Here is a 23,289-nt window from a genome sequence, read left to right as displayed (position 1 = left end):
CGATTAATTCCCACAAAATTGCTGCAATAAAGCGCCGCTACGTGTATCTTTGCCTTCCGGCAAAAATGGCCGGCACTCATAAATCAAACCGGCGACTGCGATAAGGTACGCGCCGCTTCTAAAAATTTAAATGACGGATTAACCATGTGTTTTAGCGCCAATATGTCGCTGGGATTGGGCGTAGCAGGCCTGGTCGCAGCGAGTGTGACTTTTTTGGATAAAGACGAAACCTTTTGGGTCAGATTGGCCCGTGCCTATGCCATCTTCCATTTTTCCTTGATGGAGTTCATTCAATTTTTCGCCTATCCGGTGGCGGACCAGTGCGGCTACGGCACCAATCTTTTTCTAAGCGAATTGTCGTCGGTGCATATCAGCCTGCAAGCCTTTGCGATCATGCCGGCTTTGGCGACGTATTCGTCGGACCCTAAAGCCTTGAAGAAAGCCTTTATTGTCGGCAGCTCTTTGAGCGGTTTGTTTTTGATTTTGACCCGCTTGCCGAACGACTGGCAACTGTTTGACATAGATCCTAACTTTATCGGCCGGATGAACTCCTGTCTGTTCATGGGCATATACCACATCGGTTATGCGATTTCTAGCGCCTTTGGTTTGCTGGTGACCCATGGCTCTTTGTTTGCCCTGGCTTTCAGTGCGTTTGTTTGGAAAAACAATTGGCGGATTGGTACCTATCATTGCTTCGGGGCGATGATGACTCTGTTCATGCCGCAATGGCTGTTCGGCGTCAGTACTGGCGAGGCGGCGGCGATGTATTGTTTTTATTCGATCCCGATCACCGCCAGTTTCATGCCGCCATTTAAAAAGTTTTTCTCTGCCCAGTCTGACGATTGGTCAGACGGCGTGCCTGCCAGACAACAGTCTTGATCAGTGCCGCAGAGGCAAATGACATTGCGACTCTGCTATCGCCAGGCTTCAATAAATCCTTGATAAAACGCTGGGTCGGCGACGGTAGCGCCGCGCTGACCTACCAACGCCGACGCAAAATCCTGCGCCCGTTTTAGCATCACAGGCATAGGCCAGTTTTCGGCAATCCCCAATAACAATACTGATGCAAACGCATCGCCGGCGCCAACCGTATCGACTATTTCAATGTGGCCTTCGGGGGCGATACTGAATAATTCCCCCGACGAATTCAACGCCAGCGCGCCTTGACTGCCGCGCGTAAGCACCACGCCTTTTAAATGATACGTCTGCTGCAATAGACGCATTTTGGTGTCTATGCTCTGCTGGTCAGGCAGCAATAATTCCAACTCGTCATCGTTCAGTTTCAACCAATCCGCGCCAGCGATCCATCCCAAGACCTCATCCGCTTGCCACCAGGGCGCGCGCAGATTGACATCCAGAAACACCAGGCCACTCCAGTTCTGTTGCATATCAAGCAATGTTTGTCTGGAAACCGGGTTTCGTAAAGCCAGGCTGCCATGATAGAGCAAGCCCTGTTTGGGGGCATGATGGAACGCCTTTGCTTCAATGTAGTCGTAAGCTTGCTGGTCCAGAATCCGGTAGCTGGGTTGCCCGTCTGTTATGCTGACCGCTACGCTGCCGGTTGGATGCGTAGCGTCGATCTGCATGGCAGATCGCGTCATACCGGTACTTTGCATGGCCGCGAGGATCTCGCGGCCTGCGTCATCTTCACCTACACGGCTGACAAACAGGGCTGGCCGGCCCAAAGCTTGCAAATGCCAGGCGACATTAAACGGTGCGCCACCGAGGATTCGGCTGCCGTCCGGAAAATTGTCGAATAGTACTTCACCGAATATCGTGAAAAAAGCTGTCTGCATCTGTCTGGCCTCGCCGCAATTGCTGGTTTAGAGCGATCACAATAATCAACGCCTGCGGAAATGACAATGGCGTTTGAACGGCTATGGTCGTTTTCAGGGCACTTACCGATGTGTGCTGCACTGATGTGGTGCGTAAAGCAGTTTGGATGATGTGGCGGCGATTTAACTTTTTGATAAATAGACATTAATAAGATTGGCATGTGGATTGCTGAAAGATGGTCATGAATATAAATACTTTTTTCGATGAAATGCGTACCTCAACCGGTAGCGTCCGGCGGCTGTATCAACCCTTCGCGAAGTGGTTGAGCAGTACCGATCACGCCCAGTTGATGCAAAAGTCCCGCGAAGCGGAAATGCTGTTTCGGCGGGTGGGCATTACTTTTAATGTCTACGGCGACGAGGCGGGTGCCGAGCGCTTGATTCCATTTGATGTGGTGCCGCGGATTCTGGCCGCGACGGAATGGCGGGTGTTGTCGGCTGGCGTGATTCAGCGGGTCACGGCGCTGAATGCGTTTTTGAACGATCTGTATCACGATCAGGAAATCATCAAAGCCGGTATCGTCCCCGCCAGCATTCTGGAAAACGAGATGTATCGGCCGGAAATGCAGGGCGTGGACGTGCCCGGTGGGATTTATGCGCATATCGCCGGCGTCGACATAGTGCGTACCGCCGAGAACGAATTTTATGTGCTGGAAGACAATCTGCGCACACCGTCCGGGGTTTCCTATATGCTGGAAGACCGCAAGATGATGATGCGTCTGTTTCCGGAACTGTTCCGCCGTTATGCGGTAGCGCCGGTCGAGCATTATCCGCAGGTGCTATTGAACAATTTGCGGGCGGTGGCGCAGCCGGGTGTTTACGATCCGACTGTGGTGTTGTTGACTCCTGGCGCCTATAACAGTGCGTATTTCGAACATGCGTTTCTAGCGCAGCAAATGGGTATAGAACTGGTAGAGGGCCAGGACTTGTTTTGCAAGGACAACGGAGTGTTCATGCGCACCACGGAAGGCCCAAAGCGCATTGACGTGATTTATCGGCGCATAGACGACGATTTTCTCGATCCGCTGGCGTTTCGCGAAGATTCGATGCTCGGTGTGCCGGGCTTGGTCTCGGTGTATCGCAATGGGGGCGTCACGCTGGCTAACGCGATTGGCACGGGAGTGGCAGACGACAAAGCTACTTATACCTATGTGCCCGAGATGGTGCGTTTTTATCTGGGTGAGGAGCCTATTTTGTCCAATGTGCCCACGTATAAACTGGAAAATCCCGACGATTTGAAATATGTGTTAGAGCATCTGGAGGAACTGGTGGTCAAGGAAGTGCAGGGTTCCGGCGGTTATGGCATGCTGGTGGGGCCGACCTCATCCAAACAGCAGATCGAGGATTTTCGGGCGCGGATTTTGGCCGAACCTGACAATTACATCGCCCAACCGACTCTGGCTTTATCGACTTGTCCAACCTTGGTGGAACAAGGCGTGGCCCCAAGGCACGTCGATTTAAGGCCGTTTGTACTGTCCGGTAAAACCACCACGCTGGTGCCGGGAGGCTTATGCCGAGTAGCGATGCGGGAAGGTTCACTGGTGGTGAACTCCTCGCAGGGCGGCGGCACTAAGGACACTTGGGTATTGCACGGAGACTCAACATGCTAAGCCGCACCGCCGACCATCTTTACTGGATGGCCCGTTATATCGAGCGCGCCGAGAATATGGCGCGGGTGCTGGACGTCACTTATCGGATGTCACTGGTCGCCAATAGCGCCTACGACGAAGCCGCACGCTGGAAACCCCCGGTGCAGATTGCCGACGATATCGAGGCTTTCGAGAAAAACTACTCCGGCTACACTGCGGTCAATGTGATTCAGTTCATGGCTTTGGATGAGCGTAACCCGTCCAGCATCGTCAGTGCTCTTAACTCGGCGCGCGAAAATGCGCGTGCCGTGCGAGTGGCGATGTCTTCGGAAATGTGGGAGACCGTCAATGCCTTATGGTTGGAACTTAGGCAACGGATTCGACAAGGTTTACGAGAAGCAGAGATCAGCGAATTTTGCGATTGGGTGAAATCGCGTTCGCACCTGTTTCGCGGTGTTACCTTCGGCACCATGTTGCGCGATGACAGTTACAAGTTTGTGCGTTTGGGCAGCTTTGTCGAACGGGCTGACAATACCGCTCGACTCCTGGATGCCAAGTATCAATTGCTGTTGCCGGCCGTGGAAGCTCCCGAGGGCCAGGTCGATTATTACGAATGGAGTTCCTTGCTGCGTTCGGTGTCTGCATTCGAGGCCTATCAAAAAGTGTTTAGAGATACCATTGAGCCTTGGAAAGTGGCCGAGCTATTGGTGTTACGCGACGACATGCCGCGCTCCTTGCATGCCTGTTACGACGAACTAGCGCCTATCCTGGAGCAACTGTGTCGGCAGCGGGGCCGGGAGTGTCTGCGCTTGGCCGGCGAAAATCATGCGCGGCTGCATTACGGGCGGATGGCCGACATTTTTAAGACGGGCTTGCATCAGTTTTTGCAGGATTTCATTTTGCGCAACAACGCGCTCGGCGTTGAAATTCAGCGAGCCTTTCTTAATGGGCCGGAATAAGTCCTTGCGTAAACAGTGCTGTAAGTAATTGCTGCACCGACTGTTTAAGCAAAATTTTGGCGATTCAGCCTGGCGGACAAATAGAGTTAGAGGAAAACGGATGATAAATTCACTGATCCACCCCAAACAGGGCGACAAGGCCAATTCGCCCTGGTTTGACGAGTTTCTGGTCAAGTTGCTGGAAAACCGGGATCGAACCGGCCTGACCGAAATGATCCGCGAAATCGATGCGTTAATGTTGACGGTGGAGCCAGGCTGTTCGGCGGCCTATGTCAGCGAATTGGCCTTGATGACGCCTTACCACTATCTGGTTACCTTGGAGTCCGAAAGTCATTGGACCCATGTGTTACGGATCGATATGAATTCGCCGGACTTGTTGGTGCGGGAAGTGCGTGCACCCGGTCGGGCTGACATTTTCCGCAGTCTGAACGAGGTGTATCCGATTGGTGCCCACAAGCCTAACTCGCGCTATATGGGCGAAATTTTCCGGGTCAGCAATTTGCACGAAGTGGTCGAGCAGCAAAAAGCCAGGGAAATCCGCTTTTTTAACCAGGATCAAATTCGCAAACTGGAATTGCCGGGGAATATGGCCATCGTCAAACCCTCGCCGTATACTCACAACATCGTTGCTTACTGGGAAAGGCCGCCGGAGGACATCAGAGTATATGCCTTGGGAAACAGCATCATTCTCGACGAAGTGAATCGCGGCTATCTGCAAGCCAAGGAAATTCAGGAAGAATTAGGGCTGGATAAACTGATCCGCCCCATCGATCATTTAGCTACCCGGGTTTACAGCCAGAATCGGGAAGTGGCGATTTTGGAATATTTGACGCTCTCCAGTTATTACTATTGGGGGTCCTACGATATTGCCAATCAGAATTCTTCGACCAACGTGACCAAAAGCATTCATTATCCCGAGGAACGCATTAGTCCGGCCAAAGTATTTACTGCCGCAAACCACCCGTATTTTGTTAATCATTTGGTGGGCTTGCCTTCGCCGACCGAGAGTTTCGTGCGTAACTATGGCCCGCGCTTGCATCATGTGGCTTTGGAAGTCGCGGACGGCGAGATCAATGGTCTAGCCAATATCGATTATGTAGTGCAGGCTATCCGGGCCAGAGGTAAGGACTTTCTGCTGGATGTCATCGGATCGCGTGAGGAAGGTTTGAAACAGATTTTTTCCAGTGCTTCCGAGCATTCGTCGTTGATCGTGGAATACGTCCAGCGTTTCGGTAATTTCGACGGTTTTTTCACCAAGCAGAACGTTGCTGAATTAACGCATGCCGCTGGGGTAGAGGAAAATCTACGCTTGTTGCAGGCAGAGAGTGAAGCAGCCAGTCCGGTGTCAGCATGAGTATCAGAGTCGCGATTAACCACAAAACCAGTTACCACTACGATCATCCGGTCCAGTTGACGCCGCATGTGCTGCGGCTGAGGCCGGCTTCTCATTCGCGGACGGCGGTCAGTGCCTATTCACTGACCATCAAGCCGGATAAGCACTTCATCAACTGGCAGCAGGATCCGTTTGGCAATTATCTGGCGCGCTTGGTGTTTCCGGAAAAAACCACCGAATTTTCGATAGAAGTGGATTTGATCGCTGACATGACGGTAATCAATCCCTTTGATTTTTTTCTGGAGGAATACGCGGAATATTATCCGTTTGCTTATCCTGAGCAATTGGCCAAGGAGCTGGCGCCTTACCTGGAGGTTCGCGAGCAGGGGCCTTTGCTCAAAGGCTTTTTGGCCGGCTTGAAGCGGGATAAGCAAGGCATCGTCGATTTTCTTGTAGGCATCAATCAAGCCGTGAACCAGGTCGTCAACTATGCAATCCGCATGGAACCGGGCGTGCAAAGTTGCGAGGAAACCCTGGAAAAAAAGTTGGGTTCCTGTCGAGATTCCGGTTGGTTACTGGTGCAGGTATTGCGGCACATGGGTTTGGCCGCACGCTTTGTATCGGGGTATTTGGTGCAGCTGGTGGCGGATGTGAAATCGCTGGACGGGCCGTCGGGTACCGATCACGATTTCACCGATCTGCACGCCTGGGCCGAGGTATATATTCCCGGCGCCGGCTGGATAGGTATGGATCCGACGTCCGGACTGTTTGCCGGAGAGGGTCATATTCCCTTAGCCTGTACTGCCGATTATGTCAGTGCGGCGCCGGTCAGCGGCGGCTTTATCGGCAAGGCCGAGACTACCTTCGATTTTTCCAATCGTGTCAGCCGCATCCATGAAGATCCCAGGGTTACCAAACCTTATACCGATAGGCAATGGTCAGACATTGAACGTCTGGGCGAAAAGGTTGATGCCGAGCTGAAAGCGGGTGATGTGCGCTTAACCATGGGCGGCGAGCCGACTTTTGTGTCCATCGATAACATGGATGCGCCGGAATGGAATACCGATGCTGACGGCGAGGAAAAGCGTAAGTTGGCCGGAAAATTGGTCAGACGTTTGCGCGACAGCTTTGCGCCGGGCGGGCTATTGTATTTCGGCCAGGGCAAATGGTATCCCGGCGAGCCGTTGCCGCGCTGGCAGTTGGCGTGTTTCTGGCGCAAGGACGGCAAACCGATTTGGAAAAATCCGGCTTTATTGGCGGATGAGACCCGTGATTATGGATTCGATCTCAAGCATGCGGATGCATTTATCCGTGATTTGGTGAAACGGCTGGGCGTGGCCGGCGAGTTCATTCTGCCGGGTTTCGAAGATCCTCTTTACTACCTGTTACAGGAGGGATTGGTACCGAAAAACCTGGATCCTTTGCAAGTCGATTTGAAAGACGACTTAGAGCGTCAGCGCTTGGCCAAATTGCTCAGCGAGGATCTCGGCGCGCCGGTCGGCTATGTGTTGCCGCTGCATTGGAGCTATCAGGCCGGCTCTTGGAACAGCAGTGCTTGGGAATTCCGGCGTGGGGCGATGTTCCTGGTGCCTGGCGATTCGGCGATGGGTTTGCGTTTACCTCTGAACAGTTTGCCTTGGGTGCCGTTCGAAAAGCGCGATCACCCCCATGAACGTAGCTTGTACGAACCGGTGGAACCTCTGGGTGATATTGATTCGGAAGTTAGCCGTCGTTACAGTCAAATGGCCAAGCAGGGACTACATCCGACCGAAATGGACGCCGCCGACGATGAGAGGCCGCATGATCCGGAATGGGTGCCGCATACCGCTTTGTCGGTTCAGGCCCGTGAAGGTCGTTTATTTGTATTTGTGCCGCCCACGACCGAGTTGGAACACTACCTGGACATTATCGCGTCGGTGGAAGCTACGGCAGCGGCTTTGAAAATGCCGGTGGTAATAGAGGGGTATCAGCCGCCCCACGATTTGCGTCTGACCCGTTTGCCGGTGACGCCCGATCCTGGCGTGATAGAGGTGAATATTCATCCTGCCGCCAGTTGGAAAGAGCTGATGCACAACACCACTACTTTGTACGAGTTGGCCCGGTTGACCCGGCTCGGCACCGAGAAATTCATGCTGGATGGCCGGCATACCGGGACCGGTGGCGGTAATCATGTGACCTTGGGCGGCATTACACCCGCCGATAGTCCGATTTTGCGGCGACCGGATTTGTTGCGCAGCTTGGTCACGTATTGGCAGCATCACCCAGCCTTGTCCTATTTGTTTTCCGGCTTGTTTATTGGTCCAACCAGCCAGGCGCCGCGCGTCGATGAAGCGCGCAATGACAGCCTGTACGAGCTGGAAATTGCCTTTCAACAGATGCCGGAGGGCGAAGTGGCCGCGCCGTGGCTGGTCGATAGGCTGTTCCGCAATTTGTTGGTGGACATGACCGGCAATACACATCGCAGCGAGTTTTGTATCGACAAACTGTATGCGCCGGGTACCGATGCCGGACGGCTTGGGCTCCTGGAGTTGCGTGCGTTCGAAATGCCGCCGCACGCACGAATGAGTTTGATGCAAATGCTGTTGCTGCGAACCCTGGTAGCTTGGTTTTGGCGCGAGCCCTACAAGAAGCCTTTGGTGCGCTGGGGGACGCAATTGCATGACCGGTTTATGTTGCCGCATTTCATTGCCAGCGATATTTACGATGTGGCGCGCGATCTGCAAGCTGCGGGTTATGAATTCAAGACGGAATGGTTCGCGCCGTTTTTGGAATTCCGGTTTCCTAGAATCGGTAGTCTGCGGGTTAACGATCTGCAATTGGATCTGTATCAGGCTATTGAGCCTTGGCACGTGTTAGGCGAAGAAATCACCAGCAGCGGCACCGCCCGTTATGTCGATTCCTCGGTGGAACGCTTGCAGGTGTCGCTGAGTGGGGCGATGGGTGAACGCTATGCCTTAACCTGTAATGGTCGCAGGGTGCCGTTAAAGGCCACCGGCAAGCAAGGAGAGCTGGTGGCGGGTATCCGTTATCGGGCCTGGAACCCGCCGTCGGCCTTGCATCCCTCTATCGGCGTGCAGGCCCCACTGGTATTCGATTTGGTTGATACCTGGAACGGTCGGTCTATCGGTGGTTGCACATATCATGTCTCTCACCCCGGCGGCCGCAACTACGACACGCTGCCAGTCAACGCTTACGAGGCTGAAGGACGCAGGGTTAGTCGTTTTTGGCAGCACGGGCATACACCAACAGATACCGTGTTGGAATTACCGAGTGAGGAGTTCAATAAAGACTATCCGTTTACTCTGGATTTACGTTGGAATGCGAGCTAGATAGAACGAGGAAATTAAAAAACCTAATCAGCGAGTGTCGGTTTTTTTTACAATTTAGCTTGAAATTGACTCGATTTGCTATACCATCCTTACCTGCGGAACGAGACAAAGTGGCTATAGCTATTTGAACTTGTTATGAATATTTGTTTATAGGGTGGGGTGTATCTTGAATCGACAGAAGCAGTCTTTCGATCATTGTTTCGAGGTATTTTTAGCTGATACGCCGGAAAGTAAAAAAATTCATTATCAACTCAGATACCGGGTTTATTGCGATGAAATGGGCTTTGACGATACGGAGCAGTTTCCGGCGCAGCAAGAAATCGATGAATGGGATAAAAGCGCAGTTCATTTTTTAGTCAGGCATAAATATACTCAGCAGTGGTTGGGCGGGCTGAGGATGGTCATGCCCAAAGGTCACGTTTTTCCGTTTCAAGAAAGCAGTAGTTCACATCAACGGCTACCAAACGGCAGATACAAAAATTCCGTTGAAATTTCCAGGCTATGCGTTATTAAGGAAGCAAGGCGCTTTGCTTTTAGAAACTCGGCTGTAGAGGTAGCTGAAGAAAATCGCAAAATTAGTTTTCTGCACGATTACCGCAATATCAATAGAGACATAATGTGGGGGCTGTATCGAGCCGCGGCGGTTTATTCCGTCCAGCAGGGCATTAAACATTGGTATATGTTAGCCAATTCGGCACTGGCGTACAGTATTAAGAAACAAGGCTTAGATATACAGCAACTGGGCGATGCTAGTCGTCAAAGTGCACGTCTGCTGTATTATTTGAATACAAAGCAAGTGCTGGAAAACTCTTTATGGTTTGAGGGTTACCGACACGATTTTCGCTTATATTCGGATATTGCAACTGACGTTCCTGTCGATATGAGGGGGCGCCAGGTAAAGCAAATCGGCGTTATTTCTTATGTGTCGAGAATCTGATTTATCCGTTTAAATCCGCCGCGTAAAACCCTAGCCTGCAATTATCAACCGTTCTCGCTGGTAGGCCTTCTGTGTCAATCCTGGTGTTCATCAGTATGATTACGCAGCAAAGCTTGCAGTCCGTATTTTTCAAATAAACCGTACAAGGTTGGCCTGGTAACACCTAATAATTTAGCTGCTTCGGATATGTTATTGTCTGCGTAGGTCAGTGCGCGTTTGATGGCGATCGTTTCTGCCGCTTCTCGTACCGATTTGAGATTCAGCGGCATAGACTTGTCGCTATCGGTACCAATTTCCAGCTCTTCGGCGGTGACGAAATTGTTGTCGGATAAAATGACCGCACGTTTGATTTTGTTCTCCATCTCCCGAATGTTGCCAGGCCAGTTATAAGCTTCAAGAGCACGAGCGGCGTCGTGGGAAAAATGTTTTTCTTTGGAGTTGTTTTCGCGGCAATAGCGCTGTAGCAAAGCATTAGCTATCGTAATAATGTCGCCTTCGCGTTCGCGTAGTGGGGGAATGTCAACGACGATCTCACTGAGCCTGTAATATAAGTCGCCCCGGAAATTACCTTGCGCAATGAGGTCGGGTAAATGGCGATGTGTTGCACATATAATGCGCACATCCACGGCAATTTCCTTTCTACCCCCTAACCGTTCTATGACCCGTTCCTGGATAAATCGCAGCAATTTTGCTTGCAAGGCAAAAGGGAGGTCGCCGATTTCGTCTAAAAAGAATGTGCCGCCCTGCGCATATTCGATTTTGCCTTTGGTTTGCGCGACTGCGCCGGTGAATGCACCTTTCTCGTAGCCAAATAATTCACTCTCTAACAATGTTTCTGGTATGGCCGCGCAGTTTACCGCTACAAACGGTTGTGAGGCGCGTGTGCTCAGGCGATGTAAGGCTTTTGCCAATAGCTCTTTACCGGTGCCGCTTTCGCCGATTAGTAAAACGGTTGCTTGAGTCGGTGCAATTTTTTCAATCATCCGCATGACCGCCTGCATTTGCGGACTGGTGGCGATCACGCCGGTCAGGGGCTTTTGTTGCTGCAATATTTGGTAGTCGCGCTCCAATGCGTCGAGTTGAAACGCTCTTTCTATAATCAGGCCCAAGACGTCCGGGTCTACCGGCTTTTGATAAAAGTCATAAGCACCTAAGGCTACTGCATGAATCGCATTTGCGCGATCATCATTGCCGGTTACCACGATTATCTTGGTGGCCGGTGCTAATGCGAGAATTTCCTTGAGAGTGGCGAGTCCTTCAGTGGCGTTGGTGGGGTCGGGCGGTAAACCAAGATCCAAGGTAACGACGCTTGGCGTATATCGTCTAAGTGCAGCTATTGCTTCGTCTCTATTACTTGCTATTACTACTTCGTATTGCTCGAAGGCCCATTTCAGTTGTTTTTGTAAGCCTAGGTCGTCCTCGATAACTAACAGTACTTTAGAAGTGATCATTATTTCCTTGATTTGCGGAAACTCGCTGAGCTAGTGGTAATTGAATGGTGAAAGCAGTGCCTTGGCCTAGATTGCTATCGACCCGGATATTTCCAGACTGCTTTAGAATGTAATCGCGGGCTTCGTAGGCGCCGATGCCCATTCCGGCATTGCCTTTTGTCGTATCGAACGGCTTGAATAGGCGTTCCGCAATGAACTGTTGGTCCATACCTATACCGTTATCGATAATTCTGATGACAGCATAGTCTTGGTTTTTTGTTAATTCAAGCTTAACCCATCCATCGCTTGTCGCTATGGCGTCTTGGGCGTTTTGAACTAAATTCGTCAAGATATTGGTCAGTTTGATTTTGTCGGCCGTCACGAAGCACTCGCTGAGTGTTGTGTCCATCTGCAACGCCGGAGTGCCGAGATGTTGTTGCGCGATGTTTTTAACCAATTCCACCAAATTGATGAAGGTATTGGCTGTGGTTGTGTTGGTCTCGCCTTGTTTTAACTGTTCGACAATATGGTGCATTTTTTTGACCACATTATTTAGTGTGTCTATGGTATCGTCGAAGAAGTCCGGGTTATGTTTATGCTTTTCCGCATTTTTTACGATCAGGGAGATCTGGGCCACCAGATTTTTGAGGTCATGTACCAAATATGCTGAAAGGCGGTGATAAGTTTCAAATTGACGATTATTGGCGAGTTCTTCACTTGTCCGGTTGAGAGCGAGGGCGTTGGCAAGTTGCATTCCCACAGTTTTTAAAAGATCGTGGTCTTCCCAGTCAAGCTTTCGTGGCGCGCGCGCCTGCGTTAACACGACAAAAGCTTCAAGTTTGTTTAGGTGAAATAGCGGCACTATCAGCCATACTTGGCTATCTTCGTAGCACCACGGCGATAGATCTATGTCGTCGTATACTTCCGGAGCATGAGCCAGTTCGAAAAAATCGATGACCCATTGCTTGTTCGCTAAATATTGAGGCAGGTCGCCGATGTTGTGGAGATATTCAATTTCTTGCGGAGTGAGTTTGAGGTTTTGTTCTGCAGCTAGAAAAAAATGGCCTTGATCGTTTTTTAACCACAAACCGCCTCCTGCGCTTTCTACTAGGTCCGTTAAAGTAGTTATGATGAATCCTTTCAGTTCCTCAAGCGACTCAAGTTTTGCCAATGATTTGCTGATTTTGAGCCACTCTTCGCGGTAATCGTAGCTGTAGTGGAAAAAGTGCTTACTAAAATACACCTTGGAGATCGCTCGTATTTTTCCAGATGTAAACGGGATAATCAGCAGGAGAATGGCGAGAAAAATAAACAGAGTTTGTGCAGCCTCACCCCATTCGGTATTTGCGCGTTTGATATAAAAACCGGCAAACGACATAAGGATTAAATAGATGCCGCAACCGAGGAGAATCGTTGAGTAAAAAATAGTTTTGCGAGGTGTTGTCAGTTCCGTACTTTGGCTGTTAAGCTTTAGTCGGGTCAATGTGACTGCTAAAAGTGGTGTCATGAGTGCGTTAATTGCACCTCGTGACTGCCAGAGCTCGAAGTCCAGGCTGTTGAATAGCAGTGATTTGCTGTAAACGAGCAAATCGAATGCGAATAGCGAGCCAAGGCTTATACACAGAAATTTGAGATTCCACCTTTGCTTCAGGGGGGTGCTGCGATAAAGCTGCTCAACCAGGATGAGGCCAAATACAGCGGATACAACGTGCGATGTGAAACGAGGATCGACGTTTAGATGTTCTCGGATTAGGGTTAGGCTGCCAGGGAAGATCTCGATACCTAAAACCAGCATTAGAATCAGGGTAACGACTACGCTAACGTTCGACTTAAATATTTGCTTGTGATCGTTGTATATTTGTTTGGACAGCAGCGTTCCAAGTTGAAGAAACCAAGATGCATTCCGGAGAGTTTCGTACGGTAGCGTGTCAGCGAAGAAGAAATGGCTATTTTTTGTGGCGATTATCACGCTTGTGCACCATGCTAACGAGCACAAAACTGCTATTATGAAAGGCAGATGCCAGTTTTTCCTAAAGCAAGCGTATAAAAGTAAAAAACCATAAGCGATGGTTGCGCTTAAGTAGCTGTAATAAATGTAGCTTTGCATTTAGCGTCGATGTTTAAGTGTTTTTTCAATACGTATAATCATTATACGACCTTATAAGCAGTAGGCAGGATCATTACTTTGCAGATTCAGGCTGACATGAAAGAATTATTTAGTGACGTACTAGCTAATGCGCAATTCTCTGACGGTTCCGGCTGGAAACGATATCGCCTAAATGCGGGTGAGACCATCGTAAAAAAAGGCCAGCAAGGAAATACATTATTTCTCATAGAAGAAGGTGTTGTTAGAGTGTTGGGCGGTGCAGAGCTGGATGGGAATCGTAGAATAAGTCCAGGTCTCTGTGATTTAGATGCTGGGGCGGTATTTGGGGATGTCTGTTTGTACGAGCCCAGGGAGAGAACGGCCTCTGTTGTTTCATTGACTGATGTGTGTCTACTTGAAGTTCGTAGTGATATGTTGAGCGTTTATTTGGACGATCATCCGGTGCAGGGTTATTTATTTTTGAAGGGCTTGTTTCAAGCTATGTCTAATCGTTTGGGATTGGCAAATGATCGAATAGAGCATTTACTGGCGTGGGGAATTAAAGCGCATGACATCGATAAATATTTGTAGCTGGATGATGCTTGTGAAAATGAGAGGGCAAGATGGATGTGGGGCCTAAGTTATCACTGGCAGAAAGTTTTAGCCGTTATTTCAAGGTGGGGCTCGCTGAAAGCGATGCTCAGAAGGAATTTGTTTTTCAAGTAAGGTACCGTGTTTATTGTGAAGAGTTTAAATATGAACCTGTTGAACGTTTTGCTAATCGCCTTGAAGTAGACGAATACGATCAATATTCCCGCCACTGTTTGATTACGCATTTGCAAACTGGTATCCCTGCTGGTTGTGTAAGAATGGTTCCTGCTATCGGGGAACGACAGAATAAGCCATTGCCGTTAGAAAAATACTGTGGAGCTAGTTTAGACAGCAAGCTTATAGATGATTTAAAGCTACAAAGAAATACAGTATGCGAAATATCAAGATTAGCTGTGGATGGGGCGTTTCGTAGACGTACCGGCGAGACTCTAACCCGCTTCGGTGAAATTAACGGCTTACAGTTTTCGCCTCAAGAGCAGAGGACTTTTTCGTCAATAGCAGTTGCTTGTTTTTTTGCCGCCACAGTCCTAACAGAGGTTGATGGACGTACAAATGTGTTTGCGATGATGGAGCCGTTCTTGCCGCGGCTGATGCATCGGTCAGGTATAGATTTTCAACGAGTTGGTAAGGATATTGACTATCATGGTATACGAGCACCTTATTTCATTACTACTCAGGCTGTTTTAGAAAATATGCATCCCGATTTGCTAGAGTTATATTCCTGGATAAAAGAAAATATTGTTAATTAATATGGCGGGATCGAATGTAATTATATATTTCTAGGCGATTAGTAAGTAGTCAAATAAAATATTGGGGTTTTGGTAATAGGATGAAAAGAAAAATAATCAGTTCCGTAGTTCTCGCATGTACGTTTTTATTGCAAACAGCGGCATGTTCCTCGCCGGAGGAATCTGCTCGGAGTCATTTGCAAAAAGGTAAGGAGCTTTTTGAAAAAGGGGAATTTGATAAGGCCTTGCTTGAGTTGAAGACAGCCAGTCAAAGCAGCGATAAGTTTGGTGAGACCTATTTGTATATGGCCCTATTGGACGAAAAAAATAATAATTTCAAGTCGATGCGGCAAAACCTGATTAGGGCCTTAGAATTAGAGCCAAGTTTGACTTCCGCAAAAATAAAACTAGGTAAGCTCGATATTGTTTTTGGAGATTTGGAGAAAGCATTGGAGCAAGCGGAGTCAGTTTTGACAAGTGACTCAAGCAATATTGATGCAAAAATGATCAAGGCATCGGTTTATATTAAGCAGTTGAAAAAAGATCAAGCAGCAGAAATAGTTGATTTTGTTTTAAAAGATAGCCCGGATAATGTTGAGGCTTTGTCATTGCAAGCTGCTCTATTTGCTGAAAAAAATGAAATAGATCAAGCTTTGGGGGCAGTAAATAAGGCATTGGGAGTACAGCCCGCAAACCTTTCTTTGCGCTTATTTAAGATAAAACTGGATGCAGGGCTGAATAACATAGATAGCGTAATAAAAGGTTATCAGGAGCTTATTCAGTTATACCCAGATGCCGGTAACTTTAAGCTGAGCTTGGCTTCCATTTACTCGATGACTGATAAGCTTGAGGAGGCGGAGAGACTATTGAGGGAAATGGTCGAAAAATCAAATGATAAAGTCGAGCCTGAAATAGTTTTGTTCGAATTTTTAAATGCTCGTGCTAAAGATCGAGTGATTCCTGAGTACAAGGCTATGCTTAACCGCCATCAAGGGCAACCTAAGGTGTTGTTAGAGCTCTCGAAATGGATGGTTGCGTCAGGATATGCTGAAACTGGTAAGGAAGGGTTAGAACAAGTTGTTCAGCTAGAAAAGAACAACGAAGCAGGCTTGTCAGCCCAAGTCATTCTTGCGGAAATTGCGCTAACGGAAAAGCAGTTTAGTGCTGTAGAGAGCTCTTTAAAAGATATTCTTAGTATTAATTCGGAATTGATTCAGGCAAATTTGCTTAAAGGTCGTTTTTTGCTGGCTCAAAATAAAACGGATGAAGCTATTGAGTTCCTTAATAAACTTGTATGGAACAAAACTAATGTAGACGACGTTTATTCTTTGTTAGGTGATGCTTATTTAATAAAACAAGATCGGAAACAGGCTGAGAAAAGTTTTAAACAGGCGTTAGAAGTTAATCCAGCAAATTTGGCTGCCTTTTCTCGTGTATATAGTAACTACGTACAGGCCGGGCAAAATGAAAATGCTAGGCAATATCTTGAAAAGGCGTTATCGCTAAAGCAAAACGACATTTTATTACTTACTAGTAAGGCTGAGTTGGATATTTTAGAGAAAAAGTGGGATGGCGCCCAAGAGTCTATTCAACGGCTAGCACTTTTTTCTAAAGATAAGGCGATGCCTATATATCTTCAAGCCAATGTTTTACAGGGTAAAGGTAAGTATGCTGAGGCAATTAGCTTGTATGACAAGTTGATACAACAGTATCCTAATCATTTAAATTCTTTGATTAATTTAGTCAAATCTTACGAGGCTCTTGGGCAAAGAGAGAATGCTGTTGCGTATTTGGAAAAGCTGCATGTAAAGTATCCTGATCAATTAAATACTGTCGGCGTACTGAGTGATATATACATTGCAAATAATGATTTTGTAAAAACCAAAAAAGTGCTGACGGATCAGCTTAAACATACTCCAAAAGCAGCATCGATTTATCTCGCTCTAGCAAGGGTTGAGGCAATGATGAATAAAAATATTTCTTCAGCCAAAGATGTGTACTTGCGAGGATTGGAAGTCAATCCAAATGATCCTCAGTTAGCTATGGCTCTAGCTGCTTTGTATGAACAATTAAACGAAAAGGAAAATGCAATCAGGGTGTATAAAGCCGTACTCGATAAGAATCCCGATAATAACTTAGCTATTAACAATTTGGCCTCGTTATTGATAGAGTCAAACAGTCACGATGAGATTAGTAAAGGAATGGAGTTGGCAAAAGTATTTAAAGATTCCGAGAATTCTTATTTTCAAGACACATACGCTTGGGCATTAATTAAAGCTGGTAGTAATGAGGAGGGGCTTAAGTTATTACAGTCTTTGATTCTAAAAGAGCCTAAACTGCCTGAGTTTAGATATCACTTAGGAGTTGCGCACATGAATGCTGGTAATAAAGCGACTGCGATAAGTGAGCTTAAACAATCTATTAGTTTGTCTGAAAAACAGAAGCGAAATTTTTACGGTAAAGATAACGCAAAAAAGATCCTTGAAGAAATAGAGAATTGAGCAGGTAATTGGGTAACTACTTAGATTATGATTATGCCGATATTTAAAAAAAAATTGTTGTATTTTTTGATAGCTTCTGCCCTTGTTTCTAGTATTGTTGGGTGTTCCCAGCCTTTACTTGAGGATATGCAACAGACTGCTGACTATACTTATCAGATAGGGCCTGGCGATAGTGTCAATATTTTTGTTTGGGGCAACCCAGAGTTATCTACATCAGCGCCAGTGCGTCCGGATGGAAAGATAACTGTTCCTTTAGTAGAAGAATTGTTGGCTAGTGGTAAAACGCCATTTGAACTTGCTCGGGACATTGAGAAGGTGCTTTCGACTTATATAAAAAGTCCACAGGTGGTTGTTATGGTTAGCGGATTCAAAGGGATTAGCACTCAGCAAATCAGGGTCATTGGGAGAATTGGCGGTGGCGGTGGTGGAGCCAGTGGTGGAGCTGGTGGTGGTGGCGTAGGACGTTACCAGGGTAAATCTATTCCATACGAGAGGGGAATGACGCTATTGGATGTTATTATTCAAATTGGTCTGAACCAATATGCTGATGGTAATAGAGCCAGTGTTATCAGGGATGTGAATGGAGAATTGAAGCCGTTTGGCGTAAGGATTGACGACCTCATTGATGATACAGATTTGTCAGCTAATGTCTTGATGATGCCTGGGGACATTTTAATTATTCCCGATGCGTATTTTTAAGTGTTTGTAAGACGGTAGACTTTTTCTGTAGGTAGTATGTCCATTAATTTTAGATTGAAAACAACGGCTAGTTAATATGCAGCAAGATCTTTCCGAAGTTTATTTTTATTTGAAAGGTACTTTAAAGTACAAGCGCCTTGCCATCGTTTTCGCTTTGGTTGTTTGTTCAGCTGCTTGGGCGTACATTTTTATGATGCCTGATAAATTTGAATCGAAAGCCAAAGTTCATATTGATTCAGCTACAGTGATTAGGCCTCTCATGAGAGGTATGGTTATAGAGCCTGATATATCTGCGCTGATCAGAATAATCCAGCAGCTAATGTTTACGAGACCTAATCTTGAAAAAATTATTTCGCTATCTCAGCTAAGTAGATCGCAGGATAGCTCAGGATCTGCTACGGAATTGATTGAGAAACTTAAGAAGGACATAACAATTGCAGGAGGCAGAGGAGATATATTCGATATTGCTTATACCTCACAAGATCCTGAAGTTGCGAAGAGTGTGGTCCAGGCTGTTCTTACAGTGTTTTCTGAACAAACAGAGGGCAAAGCATTGGCTGACGCGAGTGATGCGCAACGTTTCATCGAACAGCAGATACGAGAATACGAGATTAGGCTGCAAGATGCTGAAAAAGCGAAAGAAGAATTTAAACGCGCAAACATTGATTTACTTAACGGCTCAGATCAATTTCAGAGTTTGCAGAAAATGAAGGAGCAGTATCTAGATGCCAACACGGCTCTAGAGCAAGCTATTTCTCGACGAAATGTTTTAGCGGAGCAGGTTGCTGAAATCCAAGAGTCTGAGGAAGACTGGGGTCTACCGACATCCACTCAGGAAGTATCTGCGGATAATGCAAGGATAGAATCTCTGAAAGATAAGCGCACTGAATTGTTGCTTAAATATACCGAACGCCATCCGGAAATAATTGAAATCGATAAGTTGATTGACACGCTGAAAACTCAAGAGAACCAAGCTAAGACGAGTCAGTCGCAAGTCAATGGAGATATACAGGCAGGGCTTTCCGAAAGTATTGGTGCAGAGAAAATGGCGAATCCCTATGTTCAGGCGTTAAAAATGGGGTTTGACAATGCTCAGGCTGAAGTTGCTTCTAGTCAAACTTTGGTTGAGTCAATTCGAAACAGGATAGCAAAACTTGAAGAAGGTTTGAATGAAAGATTGACCATAGAAACGGAAATGAAAAATCTTAACCGGGACTATGAAACGATAAGCGGCAAGTACGCCGAGTTGCTGGATCGGCGTGAACAGGCTCATATTACCGAACGCGTTGATGACCAGACATCTCGTTTGAAATTTAAAATTGCTGATCCCCCTAGTAAGCCCAACAAGCCTAGCTCACCTAATAGAAAATTATTTTATTCTTTCGCGCTTTTGGTTGGGGTTATTTTAGGATTTGGTGTCGCGTTTTTGGTTTATTTTATACGGCCAGTGTTCATGTCAACGAGACAAGTAAGGATTGTGACCGGCCTACCATCCTTAGGTAGTGTGTCTCTTACCTCACAAGGCATAAGTCAAACTAATAATATTGACTGGTTACTTATTTCGACTTTTGCAATATTGCTAAGTGGTTATATCGGTATCATGATATTTGAGATACTCAAGTAAAGTCGTATTAAACAGGTAAACATATGAGCATTATAGAGAATGCGCTGAAAAAGGCAGGGAGCCAGGGGTTAGTTGTGGAAAATAATAGTCAAGAGTCGGCTACCACAGCTAAACCTGATAGGGGTTTCAGTGAAACCAATTTAGAATCGACTGGGTTGCGAGAATCTTCCGGCGCATTTTCGCCCGAACAGCAGGTTGTTGTTGATTGGGCTAGTTTAGCGGAAAACGGTTTTATAGATAATAATAACGCAAAATCTCAGCTAGCTGAAGAATTTAGAGTTATTAAGAGGCCTTTGGTAAACAATATACAGGGCGCAGAAAATAATGGTATTAATCGTTCTAATTTAATTCTTATTTGCAGTAGTTTGCCTGGGGAAGGTAAGACATTTGTTTCAATTAATTTGGCTTTGAGTATTGCTAACGAAAGAGATAAAAAAGTTTTGCTTATAGATGCTGACGTGGAAAAGCCAAGTATATCAAAACAATTGGGGATTAATAGCCCTCGAGGCTTAATAGAGTATTTAGAAGATGATAAAGTAACTTTTTCAGATATTTTGTTAAAAACAGATCTTCCAAATCTTAGTTTAATTACAGCGGGTAAAAGACATAAATACTCAACAGAGTTGTTATCAAGTCAACGGATGTATTTGTTCGCGGAAGAAGTGAGTCGGCGATACAAAGATCGAATTGTGATTTTTGATTCACCTCCCTTGTTAGTTGCTACTCAAGCCCAAATACTTGCGGAACTTGTAGGGCAAGTAGTGCTGGTGATTGCGGCGGAAGTAACCCCTCAGAGCGTGGTTAATGAGTCGGTTGCGAAGCTTAGTAATTGCGATGTTGTTATGACTCTTCTGAACAAAACAAGAAAAGAGATAGATATATACGGTCACAATTATAGTTATGGGAAATATGGACATTTGTGACAGTAATCGTCTTTCCGGTTTATCTCTAGCTACCTTGCTTTCTGGTTTAAGTGTTGGCATGGTTTTACATTCTAGCGTCGCAATGGCGCTAGATTGGAGATTTAGTCCGAGTTTGTCGGCGAGTGAAATATTTTCTGATAATTTGGCGCTTTCTGAAAATAACAAAAAGAGCGGTTTTGTCACCGAGATTAGTCCTGGAGTTTCGTTGTATGGGAATTCTCCGTGGAGTAATTTCAATTTAAATTATCGTATGCAAGGTCTCTATAATGCGGGTGGTAGAGATGCTATAGATGTAAATCATCAGCTTAATATGAATTCTTTGTATCAAGCTGTTCGTAATACTCTTTTTCTGGAAACTGCAAGCTCAATTAGTCAGCAAAATATTAGTAATTCCTTTGTTACGACTGATAATATTTCTGGGAACGGAGGGCGGACTGAAGTAAAGACATTTAGTATTTCACCCTATTGGACGCCTCGTTTTGGCCAGTTTGCAACGGGTTTAGCTAAAGTCGGTTATAGTAAGTCTTCCTTTGAGAATTTAAATGGATCTGCGGTCACTCCGCAGTTGTCGAGTTTAGTGTCTGATTCAGATACTATTACGCGCCAGGCTAGATTGTCCAGCGGCAGTTATTTTAATAGAATTAATTGGGGATTAAATTATTCGTCGCAAGAACAGAGTAGGGTTGTCGGTCAAGATGTTCGATTTGAACAATATCAAGGTAATGCCCGGTATTATATCAATAACAAATTCAACCTTTTCGGGCAAGCGGGGTTTGAAAATAACGATTTTCAGACCTCGGCCAACAGCATAAGTAATGGTTTTTTTTATACTGTAGGTGGCCAATGGACGCCAAGCAAGTGGTATTCGCTTGAGGTCGGTATTGGTAATAACAAGCATGCTACGTTGCAATTTAATCCATCGGAAAATCTCAGTTCGACTATTACGTATCGTAATAAAGATGTTGGGTTAAATACTGGCGATTCCTGGGATGCAAACTTTAATTATCGAGCTAAGCAGGCCACTATTGCATTCAATTATTCCCAGGAGACAACTACACAGCAGCAATTGTTTGCTGAGCAGGGTTTTTTTCTTCGGGATGCATCGGGTAGTTTGACTCAGGTGGTTAATACTCAAGATTTAATTGCTCAGGGATTTCTCACGCCGGGCCCTACTGATCCAGTGACTGGAAGATCATCTTTAATTCGAGGCCCCAATTTTAACAATACTCAATTAGTTTTCAATCCGTTTGATTTGGTCAACGACGTGATTATTAGAAAACGTGGAAATCTTTCTTTCTCGTACCAAACGGGCAAGAGCAGTTATACCGCTTCGGTATTTAACGAACGTAGAACATATGAGGTTCGTTCTGGAGAAGACATGTCATATGGTGTTACGGGTAGTTGGCAATGGCAATTTGCTTCTAGAATGGATCTTTATTTGCGGCCGTCTTGGCAGCACACCGACGGAGAGTTGACCAGCAATTCTCGATATGATGTTGCTTTGGGGGTTAGTAGGGGGATTCCGATTAATCTTGGGAGGCCCTTATTAATGGATACTCGGCTCGAGTTTCGACATATAAATCAAATATCTGATTCGTCTCAATTTAACGGTTATGTTGAAAACAGGGCGACAGCCAATTTTAACGTACGATTCTAAATAGAAACTACATGTACGACGGATTTTATAATCTCACCCAAAAGCCTTTTCAGTTAAGCGCCGACCCAGATTTCTTTTTCCAGAGCTCCGTGCATAAGCGTGCTTTAGCTTATATGCATTACGGCTTGACGCAAGGTGAAGGCTTTGTGCTTGTTATCGGCTCACCTGGCACAGGTAAAACTATGCTGGTAAAGAGTTTGATAAAAAATTTGAATAAGGAGAAATTGTTAATTGGTGTGATGATGACTTCTCAAGTAGGTCCCGAAGACACCTTGCGGATGGCTGCATCGACATTTGGTTTTTCATTTTCCCTAACGGATAAAGCTAGTTTATTATCGGGATTCGAAAAATTTATCGCTGAAAAAGCCAGAGAGGGAAGGCGATTATTGTTAATCGTAGATGAAGCACAAAATTTGCCTAAACAGTCCTTGGAAGAGTTGCGCATGCTTACCAATTTGGATGTTAACGGCAATCCCGTTTTTCAGGTGTTTCTGGTTGGGCAAACCGAATTGAAACGTACTATATACTCCGCGGATATGGAGCAGCTGAAACAACGGATTGTATCCACATTTCAACTTGATCCGTTGGATTTGGAAGAGACTAAAGAATATATACTTTTTAGGTTGCAAACTGCCGGTTGGACGGGAACTCCCGAGTTTACGCCCAGTGTTTTCGAGGTGATTCATGAGTTTAGCGGGGGTATTCCTAGGCGCATTAATTCCTTGTGTGATCGTCTGCTATTGTTCGGTTATTTGGAGGAGTTGAAGCTGCTGGATGAGCAGGCGGTCACCAAAGTGATTGTCGAGGTTAAGGAAGAAATGTTACTCGAAGCCGCTGACGAGGAGTATGAGAATTCCATGCCACCTTTACATCGTTTCAGTGGTGTTGACTCAGAATCTCTTGAGCATCGGATTGCCAGGCTAGAAGACGTTGTCACTAATCTTCGAAACAGTCTGAATAAAGAAAAAGCGTTGCTTAGAAAAGCTATTCTGCTGCAATTGGATATGGATGCCGTATACAGCGATACAACAACCTCCCTGGATTAAA

Annotated in this window: 17 protein-coding genes; 14 read left to right on the top strand and 3 right to left on the bottom strand. The window is 46.3% G+C overall.

The features are described 5' to 3' along the window. Positions 1–144 precede the first annotated feature (144 nt). Complete coding sequence (locus QLH52_RS19690; protein WP_319962676.1) at positions 145–879, top strand: DUF5765 domain-containing protein; 735 nt, start codon at positions 145–147, stop codon at positions 877–879. A 35-nt stretch (positions 880–914) separates the two neighbouring features. Here QLH52_RS19690 and QLH52_RS19685 read toward each other — a convergent pair whose 3' ends face one another. Continuing rightward, positions 915–1,796, bottom strand: coding sequence for a PfkB family carbohydrate kinase (locus tag QLH52_RS19685; RefSeq protein ID WP_319962675.1), 882 nt, complete (start codon positions 1,794–1,796; stop codon positions 915–917). Between the two features lie 215 nt (positions 1,797–2,011). Between QLH52_RS19685 and QLH52_RS19680 the strand changes: the two genes are divergently transcribed. The 5 genes from QLH52_RS19680 to QLH52_RS19660 all read left to right on the top strand — a co-directional run bounded on the left by QLH52_RS19680 (position 2,012) and on the right by QLH52_RS19660 (position 9,982). After that, positions 2,012–3,445, top strand: a complete 1,434-nt coding sequence (locus QLH52_RS19680) for a circularly permuted type 2 ATP-grasp protein (protein WP_319962674.1) — start codon at positions 2,012–2,014, stop codon at positions 3,443–3,445. Then, entirely contained in the window at positions 3,439–4,383 is a 945-nt protein-coding gene (locus QLH52_RS19675; protein ID WP_033155700.1) for an alpha-E domain-containing protein, read from the top strand. Before QLH52_RS19680 ends, QLH52_RS19675 begins: the two co-directional genes overlap by 7 nt. A 100-nt stretch (positions 4,384–4,483) precedes the next feature. Further along, a complete protein-coding gene (locus QLH52_RS19670) occupies positions 4,484–5,737 on the top strand; it encodes a hypothetical protein (protein ID WP_319962673.1) in 1,254 nt (417 codons plus the stop codon). Next, complete coding sequence (locus QLH52_RS19665; protein ID WP_319962672.1) at positions 5,734–9,045, top strand: transglutaminase family protein; 3,312 nt, start codon at positions 5,734–5,736, stop codon at positions 9,043–9,045. The genes QLH52_RS19670 and QLH52_RS19665 overlap by 4 nt, the downstream gene beginning before the upstream one ends. 166 nt (positions 9,046–9,211) lie before the next feature. Next, positions 9,212–9,982, top strand: coding sequence for a PEP-CTERM/exosortase system-associated acyltransferase (locus tag QLH52_RS19660; protein WP_319962671.1), 771 nt, complete (start codon positions 9,212–9,214; stop codon positions 9,980–9,982). A 74-nt stretch (positions 9,983–10,056) separates the two neighbouring features. Here the strand turns inward: QLH52_RS19660 and prsR are convergent, their stop codons facing one another. Next, a complete protein-coding gene (gene prsR / locus QLH52_RS19655; protein ID WP_171694500.1) occupies positions 10,057–11,433 on the bottom strand; it encodes a PEP-CTERM-box response regulator transcription factor in 1,377 nt (458 codons plus the stop codon). Then, positions 11,420–13,519 (bottom strand): XrtA/PEP-CTERM system histidine kinase PrsK, encoded by a 2,100-nt coding sequence (prsK, locus tag QLH52_RS19650; protein WP_319962670.1) that lies wholly within the window; start codon positions 13,517–13,519, stop codon positions 11,420–11,422. Before prsK ends, prsR begins: the two co-directional genes overlap by 14 nt. A 96-nt stretch (positions 13,520–13,615) precedes the next feature. Between prsK and QLH52_RS19645 the strand changes: the two genes are divergently transcribed. From QLH52_RS19645 to QLH52_RS19610, 8 genes are all read left to right on the top strand, one after another. Continuing rightward, the gene (locus QLH52_RS19645) at positions 13,616–14,089 is read left to right on the top strand and encodes a Crp/Fnr family transcriptional regulator (protein ID WP_033155694.1); all 474 of its coding nucleotides are present in this window, start codon (positions 13,616–13,618) and stop codon (positions 14,087–14,089) included. A 32-nt stretch (positions 14,090–14,121) separates the two neighbouring features. Beyond that, on the top strand, positions 14,122–14,859 hold the full coding sequence (locus QLH52_RS19640) for a PEP-CTERM/exosortase system-associated acyltransferase (RefSeq protein ID WP_319962669.1): 738 nt from the start codon (positions 14,122–14,124) through the stop codon (positions 14,857–14,859). Between the two features lie 80 nt (positions 14,860–14,939). Further along, on the top strand, positions 14,940–17,339 hold the full coding sequence (locus tag QLH52_RS19635; RefSeq protein ID WP_319962668.1) for a tetratricopeptide repeat protein: 2,400 nt from the start codon (positions 14,940–14,942) through the stop codon (positions 17,337–17,339). A gap of 33 nt (positions 17,340–17,372) precedes the next feature. Next, positions 17,373–18,038: a polysaccharide biosynthesis/export family protein gene (locus QLH52_RS19630; protein ID WP_319962667.1), complete on the top strand. Its 666-nt coding sequence runs from the start codon at positions 17,373–17,375 to the stop codon at positions 18,036–18,038. Between the two features lie 76 nt (positions 18,039–18,114). Then, entirely contained in the window at positions 18,115–19,662 is a 1,548-nt protein-coding gene (locus tag QLH52_RS19625; protein ID WP_033155690.1) for an XrtA system polysaccharide chain length determinant, read from the top strand. Between the two features lie 23 nt (positions 19,663–19,685). Further along, positions 19,686–20,585, top strand: a complete 900-nt coding sequence (locus QLH52_RS19620) for an XrtA-associated tyrosine autokinase (RefSeq protein WP_205451157.1) — start codon at positions 19,686–19,688, stop codon at positions 20,583–20,585. Further along, positions 20,572–22,242: a TIGR03016 family PEP-CTERM system-associated outer membrane protein gene (locus QLH52_RS19615; protein ID WP_319962666.1), complete on the top strand. Its 1,671-nt coding sequence runs from the start codon at positions 20,572–20,574 to the stop codon at positions 22,240–22,242. The genes QLH52_RS19620 and QLH52_RS19615 overlap by 14 nt, the downstream gene beginning before the upstream one ends. 11 nt (positions 22,243–22,253) lie before the next feature. Further along, positions 22,254–23,288, top strand: coding sequence for an XrtA/PEP-CTERM system-associated ATPase (locus tag QLH52_RS19610; RefSeq protein ID WP_205451156.1), 1,035 nt, complete (start codon positions 22,254–22,256; stop codon positions 23,286–23,288). Position 23,289: the final 1 nt, after the last annotated feature.

The sequence above is a fragment of the Methylomonas defluvii genome (genome assembly GCF_033949435.1).
In the GTDB taxonomy this organism is placed as follows: Bacteria; Pseudomonadota; Gammaproteobacteria; order Methylococcales; family Methylomonadaceae; genus Methylomonas; species Methylomonas defluvii.
Note: the sequence above shows the minus strand (reverse complement) of the source record. Positions and strands in the feature narration are given on the sequence as shown.